Origin of the sequence: Agromyces binzhouensis (assembly GCF_042672355.1) — a bacterium.
Taxonomy (GTDB): domain Bacteria; phylum Actinomycetota; class Actinomycetes; order Actinomycetales; family Microbacteriaceae; genus Agromyces; species Agromyces binzhouensis.
In genome coordinates, this window is sequence record NZ_JBHXVJ010000005.1 from 72,302 (window position 1) to 95,344 (window position 23,043).

At 69.2% G+C, this 23,043-nt stretch carries 22 protein-coding genes; 11 read left to right on the forward strand and 11 right to left on the reverse strand.

From position 1 onward, the window contains the following. Positions 1 to 106: 106 nt before the first annotated feature. Positions 107 to 550: an iron chaperone gene (locus tag ACFVHK_RS09900; protein WP_376928671.1), complete on the forward strand. Its 444-nt coding sequence runs from the start codon at positions 107 to 109 to the stop codon at positions 548 to 550. Positions 551 to 948: 398 nt separating this feature from the next. Here the strand turns inward: ACFVHK_RS09900 and ACFVHK_RS09905 are convergent, their stop codons facing one another. The 4 genes from ACFVHK_RS09905 to dhaK all read right to left on the reverse strand — a co-directional run bounded on the left by ACFVHK_RS09905 (position 949) and on the right by dhaK (position 3,797). Further along, positions 949 to 1,278: a hypothetical protein gene (locus tag ACFVHK_RS09905; RefSeq protein ID WP_376928672.1), complete on the reverse strand. Its 330-nt coding sequence runs from the start codon at positions 1,276 to 1,278 to the stop codon at positions 949 to 951. A gap of 140 nt (positions 1,279 to 1,418) precedes the next feature. Beyond that, positions 1,419 to 2,135: a dihydroxyacetone kinase phosphoryl donor subunit DhaM gene (gene dhaM, locus ACFVHK_RS09910; protein ID WP_376928673.1), complete on the reverse strand. Its 717-nt coding sequence runs from the start codon at positions 2,133 to 2,135 to the stop codon at positions 1,419 to 1,421. Position 2,136: 1 nt separating this feature from the next. After that, positions 2,137 to 2,784 carry a dihydroxyacetone kinase subunit DhaL gene (gene dhaL, locus ACFVHK_RS09915; RefSeq protein WP_376928674.1) on the reverse strand — a complete coding sequence of 216 codons (648 nt, stop codon included), beginning with the start codon at positions 2,782 to 2,784 and terminating at the stop codon, positions 2,137 to 2,139. Positions 2,785 to 2,795: 11 nt separating this feature from the next. After that, positions 2,796 to 3,797, reverse strand: coding sequence for a dihydroxyacetone kinase subunit DhaK (dhaK, locus tag ACFVHK_RS09920; protein ID WP_376928675.1), 1,002 nt, complete (start codon positions 3,795 to 3,797; stop codon positions 2,796 to 2,798). A gap of 219 nt (positions 3,798 to 4,016) precedes the next feature. Between dhaK and ACFVHK_RS09925 the strand changes: the two genes are divergently transcribed. Together ACFVHK_RS09925 and glpK are read left to right on the forward strand one after the other, a co-directional pair. Next, complete coding sequence (locus ACFVHK_RS09925) at positions 4,017 to 4,790, forward strand: MIP/aquaporin family protein (RefSeq protein WP_376928676.1); 774 nt, start codon at positions 4,017 to 4,019, stop codon at positions 4,788 to 4,790. Between the two features lie 113 nt (positions 4,791 to 4,903). Then, on the forward strand, positions 4,904 to 6,418 hold the full coding sequence (gene glpK, locus ACFVHK_RS09930; RefSeq protein WP_376928677.1) for a glycerol kinase GlpK: 1,515 nt from the start codon (positions 4,904 to 4,906) through the stop codon (positions 6,416 to 6,418). A 55-nt stretch (positions 6,419 to 6,473) separates the two neighbouring features. Here glpK and trpD read toward each other — a convergent pair whose 3' ends face one another. Next, complete coding sequence (gene trpD / locus ACFVHK_RS09935) at positions 6,474 to 7,526, reverse strand: anthranilate phosphoribosyltransferase (RefSeq protein ID WP_376928678.1); 1,053 nt, start codon at positions 7,524 to 7,526, stop codon at positions 6,474 to 6,476. 130 nt (positions 7,527 to 7,656) lie between these two features. On the opposite strand from trpD, the gene ctaE reads away from it, so the two are divergent. The 6 genes from ctaE to ACFVHK_RS09965 are packed head-to-tail and all read left to right on the forward strand — an operon-like array spanning position 7,657 to position 13,426. After that, a complete protein-coding gene (gene ctaE / locus ACFVHK_RS09940) occupies positions 7,657 to 8,295 on the forward strand; it encodes an aa3-type cytochrome oxidase subunit III (protein WP_129233265.1) in 639 nt (212 codons plus the stop codon). A gap of 50 nt (positions 8,296 to 8,345) precedes the next feature. Beyond that, a complete protein-coding gene (gene qcrC / locus ACFVHK_RS09945; RefSeq protein WP_376928679.1) occupies positions 8,346 to 9,137 on the forward strand; it encodes a cytochrome bc1 complex diheme cytochrome c subunit in 792 nt (263 codons plus the stop codon). A gap of 32 nt (positions 9,138 to 9,169) precedes the next feature. Beyond that, positions 9,170 to 10,246, forward strand: coding sequence for a cytochrome bc1 complex Rieske iron-sulfur subunit (gene qcrA, locus ACFVHK_RS09950; protein ID WP_376928680.1), 1,077 nt, complete (start codon positions 9,170 to 9,172; stop codon positions 10,244 to 10,246). Continuing rightward, entirely contained in the window at positions 10,243 to 11,847 is a 1,605-nt protein-coding gene (qcrB, locus tag ACFVHK_RS09955; protein ID WP_376928681.1) for a cytochrome bc1 complex cytochrome b subunit, read from the forward strand. Before qcrA ends, qcrB begins: the two co-directional genes overlap by 4 nt. Before the next feature lie 32 nt (positions 11,848 to 11,879). After that, positions 11,880 to 12,731 carry a methyltransferase domain-containing protein gene (locus ACFVHK_RS09960; protein WP_376928682.1) on the forward strand — a complete coding sequence of 284 codons (852 nt, stop codon included), beginning with the start codon at positions 11,880 to 11,882 and terminating at the stop codon, positions 12,729 to 12,731. A gap of 41 nt (positions 12,732 to 12,772) precedes the next feature. Beyond that, the gene (locus ACFVHK_RS09965; RefSeq protein ID WP_376928683.1) at positions 12,773 to 13,426 is read left to right on the forward strand and encodes an SAM-dependent methyltransferase; all 654 of its coding nucleotides are present in this window, start codon (positions 12,773 to 12,775) and stop codon (positions 13,424 to 13,426) included. Positions 13,427 to 13,480: 54 nt separating this feature from the next. On the opposite strand, the gene ACFVHK_RS09970 is transcribed toward ACFVHK_RS09965, so the two are convergent. The 5 genes from ACFVHK_RS09970 to ACFVHK_RS09990 form a co-directional block, all read right to left on the reverse strand. Then, positions 13,481 to 13,903: a cytochrome c oxidase subunit 4 gene (locus ACFVHK_RS09970; protein WP_129233260.1), complete on the reverse strand. Its 423-nt coding sequence runs from the start codon at positions 13,901 to 13,903 to the stop codon at positions 13,481 to 13,483. Further along, a complete protein-coding gene (ctaD, locus tag ACFVHK_RS09975; RefSeq protein ID WP_129233259.1) occupies positions 13,904 to 15,640 on the reverse strand; it encodes an aa3-type cytochrome oxidase subunit I in 1,737 nt (578 codons plus the stop codon). Then, entirely contained in the window at positions 15,637 to 16,539 is a 903-nt protein-coding gene (gene ctaC / locus ACFVHK_RS09980) for an aa3-type cytochrome oxidase subunit II (protein ID WP_129233258.1), read from the reverse strand. Before ctaC ends, ctaD begins: the two co-directional genes overlap by 4 nt. A 199-nt stretch (positions 16,540 to 16,738) precedes the next feature. Continuing rightward, on the reverse strand, positions 16,739 to 17,089 hold the full coding sequence (erpA, locus tag ACFVHK_RS09985) for an iron-sulfur cluster insertion protein ErpA (RefSeq protein WP_376928684.1): 351 nt from the start codon (positions 17,087 to 17,089) through the stop codon (positions 16,739 to 16,741). An 84-nt stretch (positions 17,090 to 17,173) separates the two neighbouring features. Next, positions 17,174 to 18,613, reverse strand: a complete 1,440-nt coding sequence (locus ACFVHK_RS09990) for a dipeptidase (RefSeq protein ID WP_376928685.1) — start codon at positions 18,611 to 18,613, stop codon at positions 17,174 to 17,176. Positions 18,614 to 18,655: 42 nt separating this feature from the next. On the opposite strand from ACFVHK_RS09990, the gene ACFVHK_RS09995 reads away from it, so the two are divergent. After that, positions 18,656 to 19,237: a DUF3043 domain-containing protein gene (locus tag ACFVHK_RS09995; RefSeq protein ID WP_129233255.1), complete on the forward strand. Its 582-nt coding sequence runs from the start codon at positions 18,656 to 18,658 to the stop codon at positions 19,235 to 19,237. Between the two features lie 49 nt (positions 19,238 to 19,286). Here the strand turns inward: ACFVHK_RS09995 and ACFVHK_RS10000 are convergent, their stop codons facing one another. Then, positions 19,287 to 20,432: an alkaline phosphatase family protein gene (locus ACFVHK_RS10000; protein ID WP_376928686.1), complete on the reverse strand. Its 1,146-nt coding sequence runs from the start codon at positions 20,430 to 20,432 to the stop codon at positions 19,287 to 19,289. A gap of 77 nt (positions 20,433 to 20,509) precedes the next feature. Here ACFVHK_RS10000 and ACFVHK_RS10005 point away from each other — a divergent pair, with 77 nt between their 5' ends. Beyond that, positions 20,510 to 22,978, forward strand: a complete 2,469-nt coding sequence (locus ACFVHK_RS10005) for a DNA gyrase/topoisomerase IV subunit A (RefSeq protein ID WP_376928687.1) — start codon at positions 20,510 to 20,512, stop codon at positions 22,976 to 22,978. Positions 22,979 to 23,043: the final 65 nt, after the last annotated feature.

Here is a 23,043-nt window from a genome sequence, read left to right on the forward strand (position 1 = left end):
GATCTCGCACCTGTGCCTGCGCGGACGCCGACGAGCGTCCGCACGCGGGATTCCATCGCGATTCCGGCGGTCGGAGTCGCATCGAACGACACGAAGGGAGCCGATGATGGCTGAGGCGAAGCGCACGCCCGCACGCGACGAGGATCCGGGCGGGTTCACCGACGAGGAGCGCGCCGCGATGAAGGAGCGCGCCAAGGAGGTGCGCCGCGGCAAGAAGAAGGACGGCGCCGCCGACCTGCTCGAGAAGATCGCCGAGTTGGAGGGCTCCGACCGTGCGATGGCGGAACGGCTGCACGAGCTCATCACCGAGCATGCTCCCGAGCTCGCACCGCGCACCTACTACGGAATGCCCGCCTGGGCGAAGGACGGCAAGGTCCTGTGCTTCTTCCAGCCGGCCCTGAAGTTCAAGACGCGCTACGCGACGTTCGGCTTCAACGACAACGCGCTGCTCGACGACGGCGAGCTGTGGCCGACGTCGTATGCGCTGGCGGAGCTGACGGCTGCGGGTGAACGGCGCATCGTGGAGCTGGTGACGAAGGCGATCGCCTGAGCCGTTCGGGCCGAGGAACACGGCCAAGCCGAGCGATTCGTAGAGTCTGGGCGATGCGCCGATAATGCACATTATGTCGGAATTGCAGATCCGATCCACCCCGTGGCGCCCGACCTCGACTCCCCTGGCGCTGTCGTGCGTTCGATCCGTCCGGGCTGATCGCGTGCACGTCACATGCGCGTAAGCGACGAAGCTGAGTGGTCACGCTCCGGATGAATCGTGATCACCCGCGAGCTGGGTGCGCTGTTCGAACCACCCGGGTGCCCGCGGGACGGACGTATCGTGAACTGACTTCACGATGCGTCCGATTCATCGTGTCGTTGCGCGCGGCCAGTCGAGCCACGCAGAACGAGCGGTCGCTGGGCGGCGACCGCTCCCCCAGGGACTGGGCCGAACGATCAGGTGCGCTCGTTGCGCCTGAGCTTCTCGACCCGTTCGTCGCTCGCCGGCATGCCGAATTCGTTGAGCGGTCCGCTCATCGCCGGCTCCGGCAGTCGGACATCGGTCGGGCATTCGAGCAGGACATTCGACGTCGACTCGTCGATGTGGTGTTCGAACATCGGGTGTCCGCAGAGCGGACACGGCTTCTCCCCCGACTGACTGCGGTCGTCGGGCTCTTCCGGGGCCATCCGCGGCGATTCGAACGCTGGGGTCATGACCCGATCCACCCGGTCGAAGAACCGGGTGAACGCGTTCCCATCGCCGTGGCCCGCTTCTTCGCGTGCCATGGCGCCGATGGTACTCCCGCACTCGCGCTCGGTGCGAGGGGAATATGGAGAGCGCGACTATCCGATGGATGCCGTGGCACCCTCCGGTGGGGTCGCAGGCGGTTCCGGGCACATGGAGGCGGCCCAGGATCAGCCGGAGTTCAGTGCTCGCCGAATCCGCTCGACGCGAGTTCGGCGAGTGCGTCCACGGCTCCAGCGCCGGCGGGGTCATCGGTCGCGATCTCGACCTCGTCGCCCTTCACGAGCCCCAGGGCCATGATCGCGAGCAGGCTCTTGGCGTCGATCCCGTTCACGGTGACGCGCTGCGGGAACATGCTGGCGAGCTTCACGAGTTCGGCAGCAGGGCGCGCATGCAGCCCGTCCGAGTTCGTGAGGGTGATCCGCCTGCTGATGCGCTCGCGTGACCCCGTGTCGGTAGGGACCGCGTCCGATTCCGGCTTGGCCGCCTCCCGGACGGTCGCAGCCCCTCCGCCGGCCGATTCCGCCGCCTGCACGACCGCCTCCAGCCGGTCGCCCGACTCCGCGGCGACGGATGCCGCGACCGTTCCCTCCACGAGCGGCGCGTCCGCGATGCGGACCCGCTCCCGCACGTCGTCGTCGAGGAAGTCCATCGCGGTCTCGGCCGTCAGGATCGCCGACCCGAGGTCGCAGAGGACGACGACGCCGGCGCCGGCATCCGCCGCGCCGATCGCCGTCGTCACGCGATCGAAGCTCGTCCCGATCCGGCCGTCGTCGGTTCCTCCGGCCGGTTCGATGCGGACGTTCGGGGCCATCTGGTGTGCGAGTTCGACCACCCCCGCGGCCAGCTGCTCGGAGTGCGAGACGACGACGATCCCGATGCGTTCCCCATCCGCCATCTCAGGCACTGGTCCCGTTCGACGCGGCTGCGGCCGCCGCCTCGAGGAGGTACGCCGTCGATTGTGCGCCGGGGTCGCGATGACCGGCCGAGCGTTCGCCCAGGTAGCTGGCCCGACCCTTGCGCGCGACCAGCGGTTCGGTCGCGACGGCGCCCGACGCCGCGGCATCCGCCGCAGCCCGGAGCGTCGCGGCGGCGCTCGCGCCGCCGTCGGCCGCACTCCGTGCCGCGTCGACCGCAGGCGTCCAGGCGTCGACCATGGTCTTGTCGCCGGACTCGGCCTTCCCGCGCGCCACGATGCCGTCGCGGGACGCCTCGAGGAACGACACGACGCCGGACGCGTCGATCGACGACTCCCCCGCGATCGCGACGGATCCCTTCAGGTACGCCGTCCCGTAGAGCGGTCCCGCCGCGCCGCCGACCGTCGAGATCAGTGTCGTCGCGACCATCTTCAGCACGTCCGCCGGCGTCGATCCGGCGGGCAGGTCGTCGAGCTTGGGGAGCACGGCCTGGAAGCCGCGATCCATGTTCTCCCCGTGGTCGCCGTCTCCGATCTCACGGTCGAGCGTGATCAGCTCGATCCGGTGTTCGGCCATCGAGTCCGCGCTGCGCCTGACCCAGTCCACCGCCCAGGTGATGTCCAATCCCACCGCGGCCGCCCCTATCGGCCCCACCGGAGCGCCGCCGTGTGCACGGGGGCGTCCCAGAGCCCGATCATCTCGTCGTCGAGCTTGAGGATCGTGATCGAGAACCCCTGCATCTCGAGCGAGGTGATGTAGTTGCCCACCAGTGAGCGCTCGATCGAGATGCCCTTCTCGGCGAGCACCTCGGCTGCCCGCCGGTACGCGATGTACAGCTCGATCTGCGGGGTCCCGCCCATTCCGTTCACGAACAGGAGCACGCGGTCCCCCGACGCGTACGGGAGGTCCTCGATGATCGGCGTGATCAGTCGATCGACGATCGCGTCGGCCGGTTCGAGCTTGATGCGCTCGCGTCCCGGCTCGCCGTGGATTCCGATGCCGATCTCGACCTCGTCCTCGGCGAGCGTGAAGCTCGGCTCGCCGGCGTGCGGGACGATGCAGGGCGTGAGCGCCATGCCCATCGAACGCACGTTGGCGTTGACGCGCTCCGCGATCTCCGCGACCTGCTCCAGGCTGTCGCCGCGATCGGCGGAGGCGCCCGCGATCTTCTCGACGAGCACGGTGCCGCCGACGCCGCGGCGGCCCGCCGTGTAGAGGGAGTCCTTGACCGCGACGTCGTCGTTCGTCACGACGGCCCGGACCTCGATGCCGTCCGCGGCCGCGAGATCGGCTGCGGTCTCGAAGTTCAGCACGTCGCCCGTGTAGTTCTTCACGATGTGGAGCACGCCCTTGCCGCCGTCGACGGCCTTCGTCGCCGCGAGGATCGGATCGGGCGTGGGCGAGGTGAACACCGCGCCGGGCACCGCCGCGTCGAGCATGCCCGGGCCGACGAACCCCGCGTGCAGTGGCTCGTGTCCGCTCCCCCCGCCGGACACGAGGCCGACCTTGCCCGCGACCGGCGCGTCGGCGCGCACGACGTGGATGGGATCCGTCTCGACCCTCACGAGGTCGGCGTGCGCGAGGCCGAAGCCTGCGACTGACTCGTCGACAACGTGCTTGGGATCGTTGATGATCTTCTTCACGAAAACGTCCCTTCCCCTCGGCCGCACTCGCCCGGCCCGTCGCCTGTCGACGTTGACGCGGCACTCCCCCGCAAAACTACTCCGGCGGGCCCCGCCGATGAAAGGGCTATCCGAGGATTGCCGCGCGCCCTTCCGCGCGTCTCGACCACACGAGTAGGGTGGGCGCTGATCCGCCCTGGGGCGCGGCCCTCGGGCACGGCGAAAGGATGGAAGGTCAACGTGGACAATCTCGGAGTGCTGTTCCTCTCCGAACTCGTCGGCACGGCGATGCTCGTGCTGCTCGGTTGCGGAGTCGTGGCGAACGTCGCCCTCGTCAAGACGAAGGGCTACAACGGCGGGTTCCTGTTGGTGAACATCGGCTGGGGCCTCGCGGTCTTCTCCGGTGTCGTCGTGGCCTACGCCTCGGGCGCGCACATCAACCCCGCCGTCACCCTCGGCCTGGTCGCCAACGGCGCGACCGAGTTCGGAAACCCCGCATTCGGCTCGACGGTCCCGGTGGACGCGTTGTCGGTGCTCACCTACATCGGAGCGCAGCTGATCGGCGCCATCCTCGGTGCGATCATCGTGTGGCTGGCCTACAAGCAGCACTTCGACGAGGAGCCCCAGGCAGCGAACAAGCTCGGGGTGTTCTCGACGGGTCCGGCGATCCGGTCGTACGGCTGGAACCTGGTGACCGAGATCATCGGCACCTTCGTGCTCGTGTTCGTCGTCATCGGCTTCGGCCGCAACGGCGACGCCTCCGGCCTGGCCGCGCTCGGCGCGCTGCCCGTGGCCCTGCTGGTCATCGGTATCGGCGCCTCCCTCGGTGGCCCGACCGGCTACGCGATCAACCCGGCCCGTGACCTCGGGCCGCGCATCGCGCACGCCATCCTCCCGATCGCCGGCAAGGGCAGCAGCGACTGGTCGTACTCCTGGGTCCCGGTCGTCGGCCCCATCATCGGCGGCGTACTCGCCGGATGGGCCGCGCTCGTCGCCCTCCCCATCCTGGGCTGATCACCGAGGGGCCGGTCGAACGACCGGCCCCTCGTCCGTCCGCACCACGTGACCCCGCCCGTGGCCGCGCGTGACGGACGCATCCACCACTGCGACAGAGAGGACGCATGGACATGGCTGACTACATCCTGGCGATCGACCAGGGCACGACGAGTTCGCGAGCGATCATCTTCGACAAGAAGGGTTCGATCGTCTCGAGCGGGCAGCTCGAGCACGAGCAGATCTTCCCGAAGGCGGGCTGGGTCGAGCACGACCCGATGGAGATCTGGAGGAACACGCGGGAGGTGATCGGCCAGGCGCTCGGCAAGGCCGACCTGACCCGCCACGACATCGCCGCGGTGGGCATCACGAACCAGCGCGAGACCGCGGTGGTCTGGGACCGCAACACCGGTGAGCCGGTCTACAACGCGATCGTCTGGCAGGACACGCGCACGCAGCCCATCGTCGACCGCCTCGCGGCCGACGGCGGCGTCGAGCGTTTCAAGCAGGACGTCGGCCTGCCGCTGGCGACCTACTTCTCGGGCACGAAGATCGTGTGGATCCTCGAGAACGTCGAGGGTGCCCGCGAGAAGGCCGAGGCCGGCGACCTGATGTTCGGCACCACGGACTGCTGGGTCCTCTGGAACCTGACCGGCGGCGTCGACGGCGGCGTGCACGCGACGGATGTCACCAACGCGAGCCGCACGATGTTCATGGACCTCGAGTCGCTGTCCTGGCGCGACGACATCCTCGAGGCGTTCGGCGTGCCCGGCTCGATGATGCCGGAGATCCGCTCCTCCTCGGAGGTGTACGGCACGGTCGAGTCCTCCAGCCTGCTCCGCGAGGTCCCGGTCGCGGGCATCCTCGGCGACCAGCAGGCGGCGACCTTCGGCCAGGCGGCGTTCGATGCCGGCGAGTCGAAGAACACCTACGGCACCGGCAACTTCCTGATCTTCAACACCGACACCGAGATCGTCCACTCGAAGAACGGGCTGCTGACCACCCTCGGGTACAAGCTCGGCGACCAGCCGGCGCACTACGCGCTCGAGGGTGCCATCGCGGTCACCGGGTCGCTGGTGCAGTGGCTGCGCGACAACCTCGGGATGATCTCGAGCGCCCCCGAGATCGAGGAACTGGCCAAGTCGGTCGAGGACAACGGCGGCGCCTACTTCGTGCCGGCGTTCTCGGGGCTCTTCGCCCCGTACTGGCGTCCCGACGCCCGCGGCGCGCTCGTGGGCCTGACCCGCTACGTGAACAAGGGGCACATCGCGCGGGCCGCCCTCGAGGCCACCGCGTTCCAGACACGCGAGGTGCTCGACGCGGTCAACGCGGACTCGGGCGTGGACCTGACCGAGCTCAAGGTCGACGGCGGCATGATCGCGAACAACACGCTCATGCAGTTCCAGGCCGACATCCTCGGCGTCCCCGTCGTCCGCCCCGTCGTCGCCGAGACGACCGCACTCGGCGCCGCCTACGCCGCCGGACTCGCGGTCGGCTTCTGGTCCGACCTCGACGAGCTCCGCGCGAACTGGCAGGAGGACCACCGCTGGGAGCCGAAGATGGACCCCGACGAGCGGGCGCGCCAGCTGCGGCTCTGGAAGAAGGCCGTCACCAAGACCTTCGACTGGGTCGACGACGACGTCAACTGACGGCCATGTGATCGACCGACGGGGTCTCGCTTCGGCGAGGCCCCGTCGCTCGCGTCTAGCGTCGGGTGGCGGCGACCCACTCCTCGAGCTTCCGCGCGGCCGCCCCGCTGTCGATCGCGCCCTCGGCGACGGCCATCTTCTCGTGGAACCGCTCCAGGATGGTCCGCTGGACCTGGCTCGGATCGTTCGCGAGCTCGTAGGCGACGAGCCCCGCCGCCGCGTTGAGCACGACGATGTCCCGGATCGGGCCTCGCGCACCGCCGAGGACCTCGTGCACGATCGCGGCATTGTGCTGCGCGTCTCCGCCCTGCAGCTGGTCGATGCTCGCCCGCGGGATGCCGAGCTCGCGCGGGTCCAGGTCGTGCTCCTTCACGGTTCCGCGGGACACCTCCCAGATGTGGCTGTGCCCCGTCGTCGTGAGCTCGTCGAGCCCGTCGTCGCCGCGGAACACGAGCGCCGTCGCCCCGCGGGTCTGGAAGACGCCCACGATGAGCGGCACGCGGTCGAGGTGGGCGACGCCGACGGCGGATGCCTCCGGCCGAGCCGGATTGCAGAGCGGCCCGAGGAAGTTGAACACCGTGGGCACGCCGAGCTGGGCGCGGACCGGGCCGGCGTGCTTGAAGCCGGGGTGGAACGCCGCGGCGAACGCGAACGTGATCCCCGTCTCGTCGAGCACCTCGGCGACGCGGTGCGCGGGCAGCGTGAGGTCGATGCCGAGCGCGCCCAGGACGTCGGAGGACCCGGACGCCGAGCTCGCAGCCCGGTTGCCGTGCTTGACGACGGGGACCCCGGCCGCGGCCGACACGACCGACGCCATCGTCGAGACGTTGACGGTGCCGAAGCGGTCTCCGCCGGTGCCGACGATGTCGAGCGCCATGGAGTCGACCGGGAGCTGCACGGCGTGCTCGAGGATCGCGTCGCGGAAGCCGACGATCTCGTCGACGGTCTCCCCCTTCACGCGGAGCGCGATGAGGAACGCGGCGAGCTGCGCGTCGGTCGCGACGCCCGTCATGACCTGCTCCATGCACCATGCGGCATCCGACACGCTGAGGTCCTCGCCGGCGAGCAGCGAGTTCAGGACGTCCGGCCAGGTCTGCATGGAGGGCATGGAGTCGATCCTATCGGCGCGATTCGAGGCGTTTTCACGGCATTCGGCCAGCGGAATCCGCGGCTCGCAGGCGAGGATGTCCGACATCCGGACCCGCCCCGTCCGAAAACACGTCCGAGGATCAGCCATAATGGTGAACGTGACGAGCACCTCAATGACGTTTCAGACGAGTGCGCCTGCGATCAAGCGGCCGAACACCGTCGCGGTCGGTACCATCGTGTGGCTTGGCAGCGAGGTCATGTTCTTCGCAGGCCTCTTCGCGATCTACTTCACGCTGCGTTCGACGTCCCCTGAACTGTGGGACTTCGAAGCCGGCCGGCTGAACGTCCCGTTCGCACTCGTCAACACGCTCATCCTCGTGGCGTCCTCGTTCACGTGCCAGTTCGGCGTCTTCGCCGCCGAGCGCATGCAGCCGTACCGCACGAGCTGGAAGCTGCGCGACTGGGGCATGGTCGAGTGGTTCTTCGTCACCTACGTGATGGGTGCCATCTTCGTCGCCGGGCAGTCGCTCGAGTACGCCCAGCTCGTCGCAGAGGGCATCGCCCTCGACTCGAACGCGTACGGCTCGGCGTTCTACCTCACGACCGGTTTCCACGCGCTGCACGTCACGGGCGGCCTCATCGCCTTCCTCCTCGTGATCGGCCGGGTCTTCGCGGTCAAGAACTTCGGCCACAAGGAGGCCACCAGCGCGATCGTCGTGTCGTACTACTGGCACTTCGTCGACGTGGTCTGGATCGGCCTCTTCCTCGTCATCTACGTCCTCAAGTAGCCCGACCCAGGAGCGCCGACCCCGCAATGCCCGTGAACAGGAAGAGATCAATGAACCGCTCGAAGCGACGCACCGGCCGCCGGCATCCGCTCGCCACCGCCGCGCTGCTCGCGCTCGGCCTCGTGTTCACCGGAGGCGCGTACGCCGCCTTCAGCACCACGACCGCACAGGCTGAGCCCTCCCCCACGTCGCAGGAGACGATCGAGGAGGGTGGCAAGCTCTTCCAGGCCAACTGCGCCACCTGCCACGGCCTCGAAGCCCAGGGTACGAACGAGGGACCGAGCCTCATCGGCGTCGGCGCCGCGGCGGTCGACTTCCAGGTCGGCACCGGCCGCATGCCGATGCAGATGCAGGGCCCGCAGGCCGAGCAGAAGCCCGTGCAGTTCACCGACGAGCAGGTCAAGCAGCTCTCCTACTTCGTCGCGTCGCTCGGCCCCGGCCCCGACATCCCCGCCGACAGCCTCGTCAACGGCGGCGGCGATGCGGCGAACGGCGCCGAGCTGTTCCGCATCAACTGCGCGATGTGCCACAACGTGGCCGGCGCCGGCGGCGCGCTCACCGAGGGCAAGTTCGCTCCCCCGCTGACGGATGTCTCGGGCGTGCACATCTACGAGGCCATGGTCACCGGCCCGCAGAACATGCCGGTGTTCAACGACCTGAACATCTCGCCCGAGGACAAGCGCGACATCATCACCTACCTGCAGTACGTGCAGGACAACCGTTCGCCCGGCGGCTTCGAGCTCGGCTCGCTCGGTCCGGTCGCGGAGGGTCTGTTCATCTGGATCTTCGGTCTCGGCGCCATCGTCGCGATCACCGTGTGGATCACGGCGAAGTCCAACTAGGGCCCGCACCGAAGAAGCGAAGAAGGAGAACCATGGCACAGGACGACCACAGCGGCACCGAACTCGCCGCTGCCGACTCGTCGCACGCCGAGACCGTCCCCGCCGTGAAGACGGGCACCGCCCTCATCCAGTCCGACGCGTTCGAGAACCCCGGCTTCCCGCCGCACCGTCCGCGCGTCACGGATGAGGACCCGAAGAAGGAGAAGCGTGCGCAGCGCACGGTGTACACGCTCTTCTACCTGTCGATCCTCGGCAGCATCTGGGCGATCGCGGCGTACATGCTCTTCCCGATGGAGGGCAACGACGTCGGCGACGTCCGCCTGAACAACATGTTCATCGGCCTCGGTGCGGCCCTCGCACTGCTCGGCATCGGCTTCGGTGCCGTGCACTGGGCAAAGGCCGTCATGACCGACGTCGAGCTCGCCGACGAGCGCCACAAGGTCGGCGGCAACGTGGTCGCCCGCGAGGGTGCGGTGAAGGTGTTCCAGGACGCGGACCGCGAGTCCGGCTTCACGCGCCGCGCGGCCATCAGGAACAGCCTCATCGGTGCCCTCCTGGTCTTCCCGCTGCCCGCTGTCGTCCTCTTCCGCGGTCTCGCGCCTCAGGACGAGAACCCGGTCGAACTCCTCAGCCACACGATGTGGAAGGCCGGCACCCGGCTCACGCTCGACCCGTCGGGCGTTCCGATCAGGGCCGCCGACGTGACCATCGGCAGCGCCTTCCACGTGATCCCCGAGGGGCTCAGCGAGATGCACCACGGCAGGCTCGAGGAGAAGGCCAAGGCCGCCGTGCTGCTCATGCGCCTCAACCCCGACGAGCTCAACGAGCTCCCGGACCGTGCCTCGTGGTCGTATGACGGAATCGTCGCGTACTCGAAGATCTGCACGCACGTCGGCTGTCCCGTCGCCCTCTACGAGCAGCACACGCACCACCTGCTCTGCCCGTGCCACCAGTCGCAGTTCGACGTGGCCAACCACTGCGAGGTCATCTTCGGCCCGGCCGCACGGCCGTTGCCGCAGCTGCCGATCATGGTCGACGACGAGGGCTACCTCGTCGCGCAGAGCGATTTCACCGAACCCGTGGGCCCGAGCTTCTGGGAGCGTCATTGAGCACCGCAACCACACGCGCGCCGCAGCGTCGTACCTTCACGGCGGCCGCCTCGAACTACATCGATGAGCGCACGAGCGTCTCGACGTTCGTCAAGGAGCTCGGCCGAAAGGCCTTCCCCGACCACTGGTCGTTCCTGCTCGGCGAGGTCGCGCTCTTCAGCTTCCTCGTCATCCTGATCACCGGCACGTTCCTGACGTTCTTCTTCCAGGCCTCGATGGCCGAGGTCGAGTACGAGGGCTCGTACGTGCCGCTGAAGGGCGTCGAGATGTCGGTGGCGATGGCCTCCACGCTCGACATCTCGTTCGACATCCGCGGCGGACTCTTCGTCCGGCAGATGCACCACTGGGCCGCGCTGATGTTCGTGGCAGCCATCGGCCTGCACATGCTGCGCATCTTCTTCACGGGTGCGTTCCGCAAGCCGCGCGAGCTCAACTGGGTCATCGGCTTCGTGATGTTCATCCTCGCCATGGGTGAGGGCTTCACAGGGTACTCCCTCCCCGACGACCTGCTCTCGGGCAACGGCCTCCGGATCATCGACGGCATGATCAAGGGCATCCCGCTCATCGGCACCTGGACCTCGTTCCTGCTCTTCGGCGGCGAGTTCCCGGGCACCGACATCGTCGGGCGTCTCTACTCACTGCACATCCTGCTGCTGCCGGTCATCCTGCTCGCGCTCATCGCGCTGCACCTGATGTTCGTCGTCGTGCACAAGCACACGCAGTACGCGGCCCCGGGTCGCACGCAGCAGAACGCGGTCGGCCCGCCCATCCTCCCGATCTACGCCGCGAAGGCCGGCGGGTTCTTCTTCCTGGTGTTCGGCGTGCTCGCGCTCATCGCATCGCTGTTCACGATCAACCCGATCTGGAACTACGGTCCGTACGACCCGTCGCCCGTCTCCGCCGGTACCCAGCCCGACTGGTACATCGGCTTCGCGGACGGCGCGCTGCGCCTCATCCCGCCGGGCTGGGAGTTCGTGCTCTTCGACCGCACCTGGTCGTTCAACATCCTCGTCCCCCTGGTCGGACTGGGTCTGTTCATCGCGACGGTGCTGATCTACCCGTTCATCGAGGCGTGGGTCACGGGCGACAAGCGCGAGCACCACATCGTCGACCGTCCCCGCAACGCTCCGACCCGCACCGCGATCGGCGCGGCCGGCGTGACGTTCTACGCCGTGCTCTGGGCGGCCGCGAGCTCCGACATCATCGCCACCCACTTCATGCTGACGATGGAGGGCGTGATCCACTCCCTCCAGGCGCTCCTCATCGTCGGCCCGTTCATCGCGTACTTCGTCGCGAAGCGCGTCTGCATCGCACTGCAGAAGAAGGACCGCGAGATCGTGCTGCACGGGTACGAGTCCGGGCGCATCGTGAAGCTCCCCGGCGGCGAGTTCATCGAGGTCCACCAGCCTCTGGACGAGTACGACCGCTGGAAGCTCGTGAGCTACGAGTCGTACGAACCGCTGATGATCCGCCCCAACGCGCGAGGCAAGATCACCGTCGGCCAGCGACTGCGTGCCGGAATGTCACGCTGGTTCTTCGAGGACCGCATCGCGCCGGTCACCAAGGGCGAGCTCGAGGCCGCGCACCACGAGCACCACTGATCACCGCATCACCTGAGTTCGGGCACCGGACCATGTCGATCGATTCGACCTGGCTCCGGTGCCCGAACTGCTTCTCCGCGCTCGACGAGGTCGCCGACCGCGTCTACGGGTGCGAGAACGGCCACCGCTTCGACCGTTCGAAGTACGGGTACCTGACGCTGCTGCCCCCCAGGGCGCCCCGAACGGTGGGCGACGACCGCGCGATGCTCGACGCACGTGCCGCGCTGCTGGGCAGCGGGGCCTACACGCCGATCACTGAAGCCGTCGTGGCGACCCTCACCGGGGATCAGGAGACGGGCGGACCGTCCCCATCGCTGCGTGTCGCCGATCTCGGCTGCGGGACGGGCTACTACTCCGAGCAGCTCAGCCGAGCTGTACCCGAGGCGGCATTCCTGGTCGCCGACCGATCGCCGGACGCCGTCAGGATGGCACTCCGGGCCGTTCCCGCCGCCACCGGCGTGGTCCTCGACGTCTGGCGCCCGCTCCCGATCCGCGATGCGGCGGTCGACGTCATCCTCGACGTGTTCGCGCCACGGAATCCGTCGGAGTTCGCGAGGATCCTCCGCCCGGGAGGACGACTGATCGTGGTCGTGCCGACGACTCGGCACCTGCGCGAGCTCCGCGCGGACGGCCTGCTGCTCGACATCCCGCCGGAGAAGGATGCCGCGGTCGCGGCGCAGTTGGGCACGGCCGGGTTCGACCTCGCGGCGAGTGACCGGGTCCAGCATCTCGTCGAGGCGGGCCCGGACGTCCGAGCGCTCCTCGCCGGCATGGGGCCGTCAGCACATCACACCGCGGCGCTCGCATCCGCGGACGACGCGCCGGCCGCGCGATCCGTGACGGTTTCCGTCGACGTCCTCGTGTTCGAACGAATCGACCCCTGACACCGCCAGCTCGACTGCCGGTCCAGGTGCATACTGGGCGCATGGACGACTGCTGCGGCCGCGGACAGGCACGGTACGGTGACGTCTTCGATGAGCGATTCGCCGGCGATCTCGAGCGTCGGTACCGGCGCCGAGGCCTCACGCGCGCGGAGCGCCGCGTCGCGGACCAGGTCGAAGGCTCCGGTGTCGCCGGAACGTCGGTCCTCGAAGTCGGCGGCGGAATCGGCGCGATCCAGCTCGAGCTGCTCGGGCACGGCGCAACGCGGTCGACCAACCTCGAGCTGTCGGCCGCATACGAGGACCGCGCTCGAGCGCTGCTCGATGAAGCAGGGCGTGCGGCCGACGTGCGTCGCATCGTCGGGATCGACCTCGCGATCGACGGCGCAGACGTTCCCGTCGCAGATCATGTCGTCCTGCACCGGGTCGTGTGCTGCTACCCCGACGCCGTACGACTGCTCGCCGCCTCGGCCGCGCACGCGCGACGTACGGTCGTGTTCAGTCACCCGCCGCGCACGTGGGTGACGCGGGCGTTCGTCGGCATGGCGAATCTCATGATGCGCATGCGGGGCGAGGAGTACCGCGGCTACGTGCACTCCCCCGTCGCGATGTACGACGCGCTGCGGCGAGCTGGGTTCACGATCGACTCGGTCGCACGGGCCGGCTGGTGGCGCATCGCGAGCGCACATCGCGCCTGAACGACGACGTCCCCGGTGCTTCGGCACCGGGGACGTCGTGGAGACCGTGCGCGGTCAGCGGGCGAAGTTCCCGCGGTAGTACTCGTAGACCCAGCCGACCAGGCTGACCAGCGCGGGGCCGATCGCGAGGAAGGAGATCCACACGCCGACGGCGAGCCCGAGGAACGCGAGCGCGGCGGAGCCGGCGAGCAGGATCGGCCACCAGCTCCACGGGCTGAAGAAGCCGAGCTCGGCATCGCCGTCGTCGATGTTCGCGTCGAGGCGGTCCTCGGGGAGTTCGCCGCCCTGCTCCTTGTGGACGCGACCCAGGTAGAACGCGATGAACGCGCTGAGCACGCCGCTGAGCGAGATCGCCACGAGGCCCACCCACTCGACGCCCGGCTCACGTTCGTCGATCGCCGTCCAGAAGATGTAGACCGCAGCCGAGAGGGCGAAGAAGCCGGTCAGAACCCAGAACAGGATGACATTGGCGCGCATCTACTTGACTTCCTTGGTCTCTGCGTCGATGACGGGGGCGTGCGGCGCATCCTTCGCCGGTCCGATGCCGACCGGGATGCCCGCCTCGGGGTGGTTCAGGTCGAACGCGGGACGCTCGGAGCGGATCCGCGGGATCGACGTGAAGTTGTGGCGCGGCGGCGGGCAGCTCGTCGCCCACTCGAGCGATCCGCCGTACCCCCACGGGTCGTTCACGGTCACCTTGGGGGCGCGGCGCGCCGTGATGTAGACGTTCAGGAAGAAGGGGATGAGGGAGATCGCGAGGATGAACGCGCCGATGGTCGACAGCTGGTTCATCCAGGTGATGTTGTCCTCCGGCAGGTACGAGTAGTACCGACGCGGCATCGCCACGACGCCCAGCCAGTGCTGGATCAGGAAGGTCGTGTGGAAGCCGATGAACAGCAGCCAGAAGTGCCACTTGCCGAGCGTCTCGTTCAGCATCTTGCCGGTCCACTTCGGCCACCAGAAGTAGAAGCCGGCGAACATCGCGAAGACGACGGTGCCGAAGACCACGTAGTGGAAGTGGGCGACGACGAAGTACGTGTCGGACACGTGGAAGTCGAGCGGCGGCGACGCCAGGATGACGCCGGTGAGCCCACCGAAGACGAACGTGATGAGGAAGCCGAGCGACCAGATCAGCGGCGTCTCGAAGGTGATCGATCCGCGCCACATCGTTCCGATCCAGTTGAAGATCTTCACGCCGGTCGGCACGGCGATCAGCATCGTCATGAGTGCGAACCACGGCAGGAGCACCGATCCGGTGACGTACATGTGGTGCGCCCACACCGTGACCGAGAGCGCCGCGATCGCGATGGTCGCGTAGATCAGTGTCTTGTAGCCGAAGATCGGCTTCCGGCTGAACACCGGGAAGATCTCGGAGACGATGCCGAAGAACGGCAGGGCGATGATGTAGACCTCTGGATGGCCGAAGAACCAGAACAGGTGCTGCCACAGGATCACTCCCCCGTTCTCGGGGTCGTAGATGTGGGCGTTGAACACGCGGTCCGCGGCGGCCGCGAGGATCGCAGCGGCGAGGACGGGGAAGGCCATCAGCACGAGGATCGAGGTCACGAGCGTGTTCCACGTGAAGATCGGCATTCGGAACATCGTCATGCCGGGCGCACGCATGGTGACGATCGTCGTGATGAAGTTCACCGCGCCGAGGATCGTGCCGAAGCCCGAGAGGCCGAGGCCCAGCATCCAGAGATTGCCGCCGACGCCTGGCGAGAACGTCGTCGACGCGAGTGGTTGATAGGCGAACCATCCGAACGACGCGGCGCCCTGGGGCGTGAAGAATCCGGCGACGGCCATCAGCGAGCCGAAGTTGAACGCCCAGTAGGCGAACGCGTTCAGCCGCGGGAACGCGACGTCGGGGGCGCCGATCTGGAGCGGCATCAGGACGTTCGCGAAGCCCGCGAACAGCGGGGTCGCGAACATCAGCAGCATGATCGTGCCGTGCATCGTGAACAGCTGGTTGTACTGCTCACGGGTCTGGATGACCTCGAGGCCGGGCTCGAAGAGCTGCGCGCGGATGATGAGTGCCATCACGCCGCCGATGCAGAAGTAGATGAACGAGGTGATCAGGTAGAGGTACCCGATGACCTTGTGGTCGGTGGACGTGATCCACTTGACGAGGACGTTCCCCTTGCGCTCGACCTTGGCGGCGCCGAACGGCTGCGACGACGCCGCAGGGCGAGCCGGTGCAGTGGTGGTGCTCATTCGCCTTCGTGCTCCTCAATCAGTTCGGGCGCGCCCGTGCCGGGCAGGTTCTGGTTCCGGTCGTACTCGGTCGAGAGCTGGCCCTCGTAGCCGGAGTCGCGGAGTTCCTCGATGTAGTCGTCGTACTCGGCCTGTGAGACCACCTCGACGTTGAACAGCATGAGCGAGTGGTACTCGCCGCACAGCTCGGCGCACTTGCCGGCGTAGGTGCCCTCGCGCTCGGGGACGAAGGACATGTAGTTGGTCTTGCCGGGGAACATGTCCTTCTTGTACAGGAAGTCGACGACCCAGAAGGAGTGGATCACGTCGCGCGACTCGAGCGCGATCTCCACGTTGGCCCCGACGGGGAGCACCAGCGTGGGCAGCTCGTCCTGCTTGACCGATCCGGCGGGCCCCTCATCGTCGAGCTGGGCCTGGATGCCCGGGGTGTAGACGTCCTCGTTGACGTAGTTGAAGTCCCACGCCCACTGCTTCGCGATCGCCTCGATCTTGACGTCGACGTCGTCTTCGGCGAAGCGGGCCTCGATCACCTGCTGGTCACGGGCGGTGAAGGCGAAGAAGCCGAGCACCAGGATCAGCGGGACGACGGTGTAGAACACCTCGATCGGCATGTTGTAGCGCAGCTGGACCGGGAGGCCGGTCTGACCCTTGCGACGGCGGTAGGCCACCACGGCCCAGATCGTCAGTCCCCACGTCACGACACCGACCACGAGCAGCACGATCCACGACGTCACCCACAGGCCCGAGACGCGCTCGGTGTGGTTCGTCGCGGGCGCCTCGCCCTCGATGAAGCCGGGGAGGAATCCGTTCAGCTGAGCCTGCGTGCATCCGGCGAGGACGAGGCTGAGCGTCGCTGCGATCGGAACAGCAGCCCATCGGAGACGGCGATTGTGGCGCACCGGTGACCTTTCGGGAGATTCGAAGGCGCCTCTCAGCGAGGCGCATTGATCAGCAATAGCCTACTCCGAGTCGGCGGCTCGCTCGTGCACCCTCAGCGCGCGTTCAGCCGGATGTGCATCGGAATCCCGGTCCGACGGGCGGAAACGCGATGAGGGAGACCGCCGTGGCGGTCTCCCTCATCGCGTGGTTCGGTGCGGCTCAGTGGAACGAGTCGCCGCAGGCGCAGCTGTCCTGCGCGTTCGGGTTGTCGATCGTGAAGCCCTGCTTCTGGATCGTGTCCTCGAAGTCGATCGTCGATCCGTCGAGGTACGGGACGCTCATCTTGTCGACGACGACCTCGACGCCCTCGAAGTCCACGACCGCGTCGCCGTCGAGCAGGCGCTCGTCGAAGTACAGCTGGTAGATCAGGCCGGAGCATCCGCCGGGCTGGACGGCCACCCGCAGACGCAGGTCGTCGCGACCCTCCTGCGACAGGAGGCTGCGCACCTTGTCGGCAGCCGGATCGCTCAGCTTCACGCCGTGGACGGCGTCGGTGATCGTGTCGCTCATATCGCTCCTCGATGAAGTACGGTCACGGCGATTGTACCCGCGCAGGATGCGGGTTCGCCCGGAGACGGCAGGAGGACGGGGTCGTCACTCCCCGTCCCGCGCCTGGAGCCGGGCCAGCAGCGCGGCCTCGGCGAGCACCGCGCGGCGGAAGACGCCGAGGTGCAGCGACTCGTTCGGGCTGTGTGCGCGGGAGTCGGGATCCTCCACGCCGGTGACCAGGATCTGCGCCCGCGGGAACTCCTCGACGAGTTCTGCGATGAAGGGGATGGAGCCGCCCACGCCGATGTCGACGGGGTCGACGCCCCATGCCTCGGCCATCGCCGACTTGGCCTCGGCGACGGCCCAGCCCGTCGTGTCGACGAGGAACGGCTGGCCCGTGTCGACGTCGTCGATCTCGACGCGGGCGCCGAACGGCGCGTTCGCGAGCAGGTGGGCGCGGAGGGCGTCGAGCGCCGCTCCCGCGTCCTGTCCGGGCGCGATGCGCGCGCTCACGCGGACCGCCACGCGAGGGATGAGGGTGTTGGACGCGTTGGCCACGGTCGGCGCGTCGATGCCCGTGACGGTGATCGAGGGCTGCGCCCAGATGCGGGAGAGGATCGTGCCCCGCCCGATCGGCGTCACTCCGTCGAGGAGTCCGGTCTCCGCGCGGAGCTGCGCCTCGTCGTACGGGGGCGTGTCGAGCTCGGTGGACGTGAGGCCGGCGACCGCGACCGCGCCGTCCTCGTCGTGCAGCGTCGCGAGGAGTCGGATGGCGGCGAGCATCGCGTCGGGCACCGCACCGCCGAACATCCCCGAATGCGAGGCGTGCGCGAGCGTCGAGACCGTCAGCCGGAAGGTCACGTTGCCGCGGAGCGCGACCGTGAGCGCGGGAGTGTCGACATCCCAGTTGTTCGAGTCGGCGACGACGATCGCGTCGGCCTCGAGCAGCTCCCGGTTCTCGCGGAGGAAGGCGGAGAAGGATCGGGAGCCGAATTCCTCCTCGCCCTCGATGAAGAGCGCGATGCCGAGGTCGAGATCGTCGCCGAGGACGTCCACGAGGGCGCGGATCGCGGCGACGTGGGCCATGACGCCGGCCTTGTCGTCGGCCGCGCCGCGGCCGTAGAGGCGGTCGCCGCGGAGCGTCGGCTCGAACGGCGTCGAGTCCCAGTCCTCGTCGCGTCCGGGCGGCTGGACGTCGTGGTGCGCGTAGAGGAGCACGGTCGGGCGGCCGTTCCGGGCGGCCCGACGCGCGATGACCGCGGGCTGGCCGAGTTCGTCGCCGTCGCCGATCGGCGCGCGCCGGATGTCCACGACCTCGAAGATCCCGAGGCCGCGGACGAGTTCCGCCACCGCGTCCGCGCTCCGCGCCACGTGCTCGGGGTCGAAGGCCGCCCACGACACCGAGGGGATCCGCACGAGGTCCGTGAGATCGGCGACGGTCGACGGGAAGCCCGCCTCGACCGCGGCACGGAGGCGTTCCACCACCGAGGCGACGTCGGCGTCGGGGTGCGGGCCGGAAGAAGGAACGGGTCGGGTCTGGCTCATGCGGCTAATCTTAAGAGGAACCGATTCGACGAGGACTCCCCCGTGGCCAAGCACCCCAAGACCGAGACGCCCGCCTCCGCACCCGACGACGCCGCACCCGCGACGCCGAAGGTCGGGAAGGGCGCACCCACTCCGACGCGTGCCGAGCGCGAGGCCGCGAACCGGCGCCCGCTCGTGCCGAACGACCGCAAGGAGGCCGCCCGACAGGCGCGTGCCAAGGCCGCCGAGGCTCGCGAACGCGCCCGACTCGGCATGGCAGCCGGCGACGAGCGGTACCTGCCGGCGCGCGACCGCGGCCCGCAGAAGCGCTACGTGCGCGACTACGTCGACGCGCGATTCAGCATCGGCGAGATCCTCATCCCCGTCATGTTCGCCGTGATCGTGCTGACGTTCGTCCCGAGCTACGAGGTCCAGACCATCGGGATCTTCGCCCTCTGGGGCTTCTTCCTGGTCTCCGTGGTCGACGTGATCATCCTCGGGTACACGCTGCAGCGGAAGCTCGCCGCGAAGTTCGGGGCGTCGAAGGTCGAGCGCTTCCGGTGGTACGCGGCGATGCGCGCCCTGCAGCTGCGCCCGCTCCGCCTGCCGAAGCCGCAGGTCAAGCGCGGCCAGTACCCGTCCTGAACCCCGCGACGACGGATGGCGCGGCCTCGCACCGGGCCATCCGTCGGGTTCAGTCCCGGCGGTACGAGCCGAGGCGGATGAGCGGGATCCGCGTCTCCTCGTCGGTCAGCGAGCCGTGCTGGCCGACCATCTCCTCGCCCCGGCGGTCGGCCTCGCGCCGGTCGTAGTAGGCGATGCCCGAACGTGCCGCGACGAGCACGTCGGCGATGCGGTCGAGGTTGCGCTGGTCGACGTCGCCGTAGAGTCCCGCGGCGATCGCCTCGTCGCGCGAGACGACCCAGGCGCGCTCCCCCTCGGCGTCCCGCCACCGGTCGACGACTGCCGCGCGGGCGGCCTCGTCGAGGTCGGGCTCGAGCACGAGGCCGAGGCATCGCGGCTCACCGGCGACCTGGCGGACGCCCTCGACGAGCCCGGGCGTCGCGTCGATGAACACGTGCCGGTGCGGGGGCACGTCGAGCACGCCGTGGTCGGCGGTGACCAGCAGGCCCGTGCCGCGGGGCATCCGTCGTTCGAACTCGGCGACCTCTGCGTCGAGCGCCTCGAGCGCTGAGAGCCAGCGATCGGACTCCCACCCGTGGGCGTGTGCGATCTGGTCGAGCTCCGAGACGTAGACGTAGACGAGTGCCGGACCCTCGCGGAGCACGCGGAGCGCCTCGGCGAACCGGTCGGGGATCTTCGCGCCGGCGTGGTACTCCGCCCCGCGCAGCACCGCGCGCGTGAAGCCCGACGTCGCGTAGCGGGTGCCGCCGACCGCGACCGCGCGCACGCCGCGCTCCGCGGCGCGATCGAACACGGTCGCGTGCGGCTGCCACGTCTCGGGGACCATCAGGTCGTCCCATCCGCTCAGCTGGTTGACGACGCGGTCGTGCGCGCGATCCGGGACCCGGTAGCCCATCAGCCCGTGCGCGCCGGGCATGAGTCCGGTCGCGAAGCTCGCGATGGCGGCCGCGGTGGTCGACGGGAAGACCGTGCGGATCACGTCGCGCTTGGCCATCGCGCCGGAGAGGAAGCGGGCGTGGCCCGCGCGAGCGCGGAGGTTGCCGGCTCCGAGCCCGTCGACGAGGACGACCACGGCCGAGTCGACGGCCGGGAGGTCGAACGGGCCGGCGCCCCCGCCGATCGAGGCGAGGGCGGCGGGCAGCACCCCGGTGAGCCGCGGGGCTCCGTCGGCGGGCACCGGTAGCATTGCTGGCATCGCGCCCAGTCTGGCACAGGCCGGGCGCGGCCCCGTTCCCCGCGCGTGCCCGTGCACGCCCTGCGCAGAGACGACGAATGACCCCAGCCAAGAGCGAACCCGCCTCATCACCGATCGCCGAGCGGATCGACGAGATCGACGTCGCAGAAGAGATGCAGGGGTCCTTCCTCGAGTACGCCTACTCCGTCATCTACTCGCGCGCGCTCCCCGACGCGCGCGACGGCCTGAAGCCCGTGCAGCGCCGCATCCTCTACATGATGAGCGACATGGGGCTGCGCCCCGATCGGGGGCACGTCAAGTCGGCGCGCGTCGTCGGCGAGGTCATGGGCAAGCTCCACCCGCACGGCGACAGCGCGATCTACGACGCGCTCGTGCGCCTGGCCCAGGCGTTCACGCTCCGCGTTCCGCTCGTCGACGGTCACGGCAACTTCGGCTCGCTCGACGACGGCCCCGCCGCCGCGCGCTACACCGAGGCGCGCATGGCGCCCGCCGCCGTGTCGATGACCGAGCACCTCGACGAGGACGTCGTCGACTTCGTCCCCAACTACGACAACTCGCACCAGCAGCCCGAGGTGCTGCCCGCCGCGATCCCCAACCTGCTCGTCAACGGCGCGAGCGGCATCGCGGTCGGCATGGCGACGAACATGGCGCCGCACAACCTCGTCGAGGTCGTCGCCGCCGCCCGCCATCTCCTGCTGAGCCCGGAGGCGACGCTCGACGAGCTCATGGAGTTCGTCCCGGGGCCGGACTTCCCGTCCGGCGGGACGATCGTCGGTCTCTCGGGAGTGCGCGACGCCTACGCGACCGGCCGCGGATCGTTCAAGACCCGTGCGAAGGTGTCCGTCGAGCAGCTCACGCCGCGCAAGGCCGGCCTCGTCGTCACCGAGCTGCCCTACCTCGTCGGCCCGGAGAAGGTCATCGAGAAGATCAAGGACGGCGTCAACGCGAAGAAGATCACCGGCATCTCGGACGTCGCCGACCTCACCGACCGCACGAAGGGGCTGCGCCTCGTCATCGGCGTGAAGACCGGCTTCAACCCCCAGGCCGTGCTCGAGCAGCTCTACCGGATGACGCCGCTCGAGGACTCCTTCAACATCAACAACGTCGCGCTCGTCGACGGGCAGCCGCAGACGCTCGGCCTCCGCGAACTGCTCGACGTCTACCTCGCCCACCGGATCCGGGTGATCACCCGGCGCTCGGAGTACCGCCTCGCACGTCGCCGCGAGCGGCTCCACCTCGTCGAGGGACTGCTCATCGCGATCCTCGACATCGACGAGGTGATCCAGGTCATCCGGTCGAGCGACGACGCCGAGGCCGCCCGGTCGCGTCTCGAGGAGGTGTTCGACCTCAGCCGGCTCCAGGCCGAGTACATCCTCGAGCTCCGCCTGCGTCGCCTCACGAAGTTCTCGCGCATCGAGCTCGAGGCCGAGCGCGACCAGCTGCTCGCCGAGATCGTCGCGCTCGAGGAGCTGCTCGCGAGCGACGCGCGCATCCGTGCGCAGGTCGCCGAGGAGCTCGACCGCGCCGCCGAGCTGTTCGGCACGCCGCGCCGCACGATGCTCACCGAGGCGCGCGTGCAACCGAAGACGCGCAAGGCTGTGGACCCCGCGACGCTCGAGCACGCCGACGTGCCCTGCCGGGTCATCCTCGGCTCGACCGGCCGGATCGCACGGGTCGACGCGCCCGAGGGCGAGGCATCCGTGACCCTCACTCCCCCGAGCCGTCGCTCCAAGCACGACGCCGTGCGCTCCGAGGTCGCGACCACCAGCCGCACCGAGATCGGCGCCGTCACGTCCAAGGGCCGTCTGATCCGCTTCTCGCCGATGGACCTGCCCGCACTGCCGCCGAACTCGGTGCAACTGGGTGCGGGCGTGCGCGTCGCCGACTACCTCGCCCTCCCCGACCGCACCGAGCAGGTGCTCGCCGTCGTCTCGCTCGACTCGCAGCAGCCGATCGTGCTGGGCACCGAGCAGGGCATCGTGAAGCGCGTCTCACCCGGCAACTACCCGAACCGACCCGACTTCGAGGTGATCGCGCTGAAGCCCGGCGACCGGGTCGTCGGCGCATCGCAGGGCGGCGACGACGACGAACTGGTGTTCGTCACCAGCGACGCGCAACTGCTCCACTTCCCCGCGTCGGCCGTCCGCCCGCAGGGCTGCCCGGCCGGCGGCATGGCCGGCGTGAAGCTCGACGCCGCGGCACGCGTGATCTCCTTCACGGTGCTCCCGAACGCCGACGTCGAATCCGCCGTCGTCGTGACGGTGGCGGCGTCCGCCGACACGCTGCTCGGCGCCGACCCCGGTGCCGCGAAGGTCTCGGACTTCGCCGAGTTCCCCGGCAAGGGTCGCGCGACCGGCGGCGTTCGCGCGCACCGCTTCCTCAAGGGGCAGGACGCGCTCTCGGTCGCTTGGGTCGGCCCGGGCCCCGCGCGGGCCCTCGGCACGGACGGCTCGCTGCGCGTGCTTCCGGAAGGCGGCGCGAAGCGCGACGGCTCGGGCCAGACGCTCGATGCCGTCGTCCAGGTGATCGGGCGCGCGATCCGCTGACCTTCCGCCGATCGGCACCGAAACCGGCGGCCCGTCGCACGAGTGTGCGACGGGCCGTCGGCGTC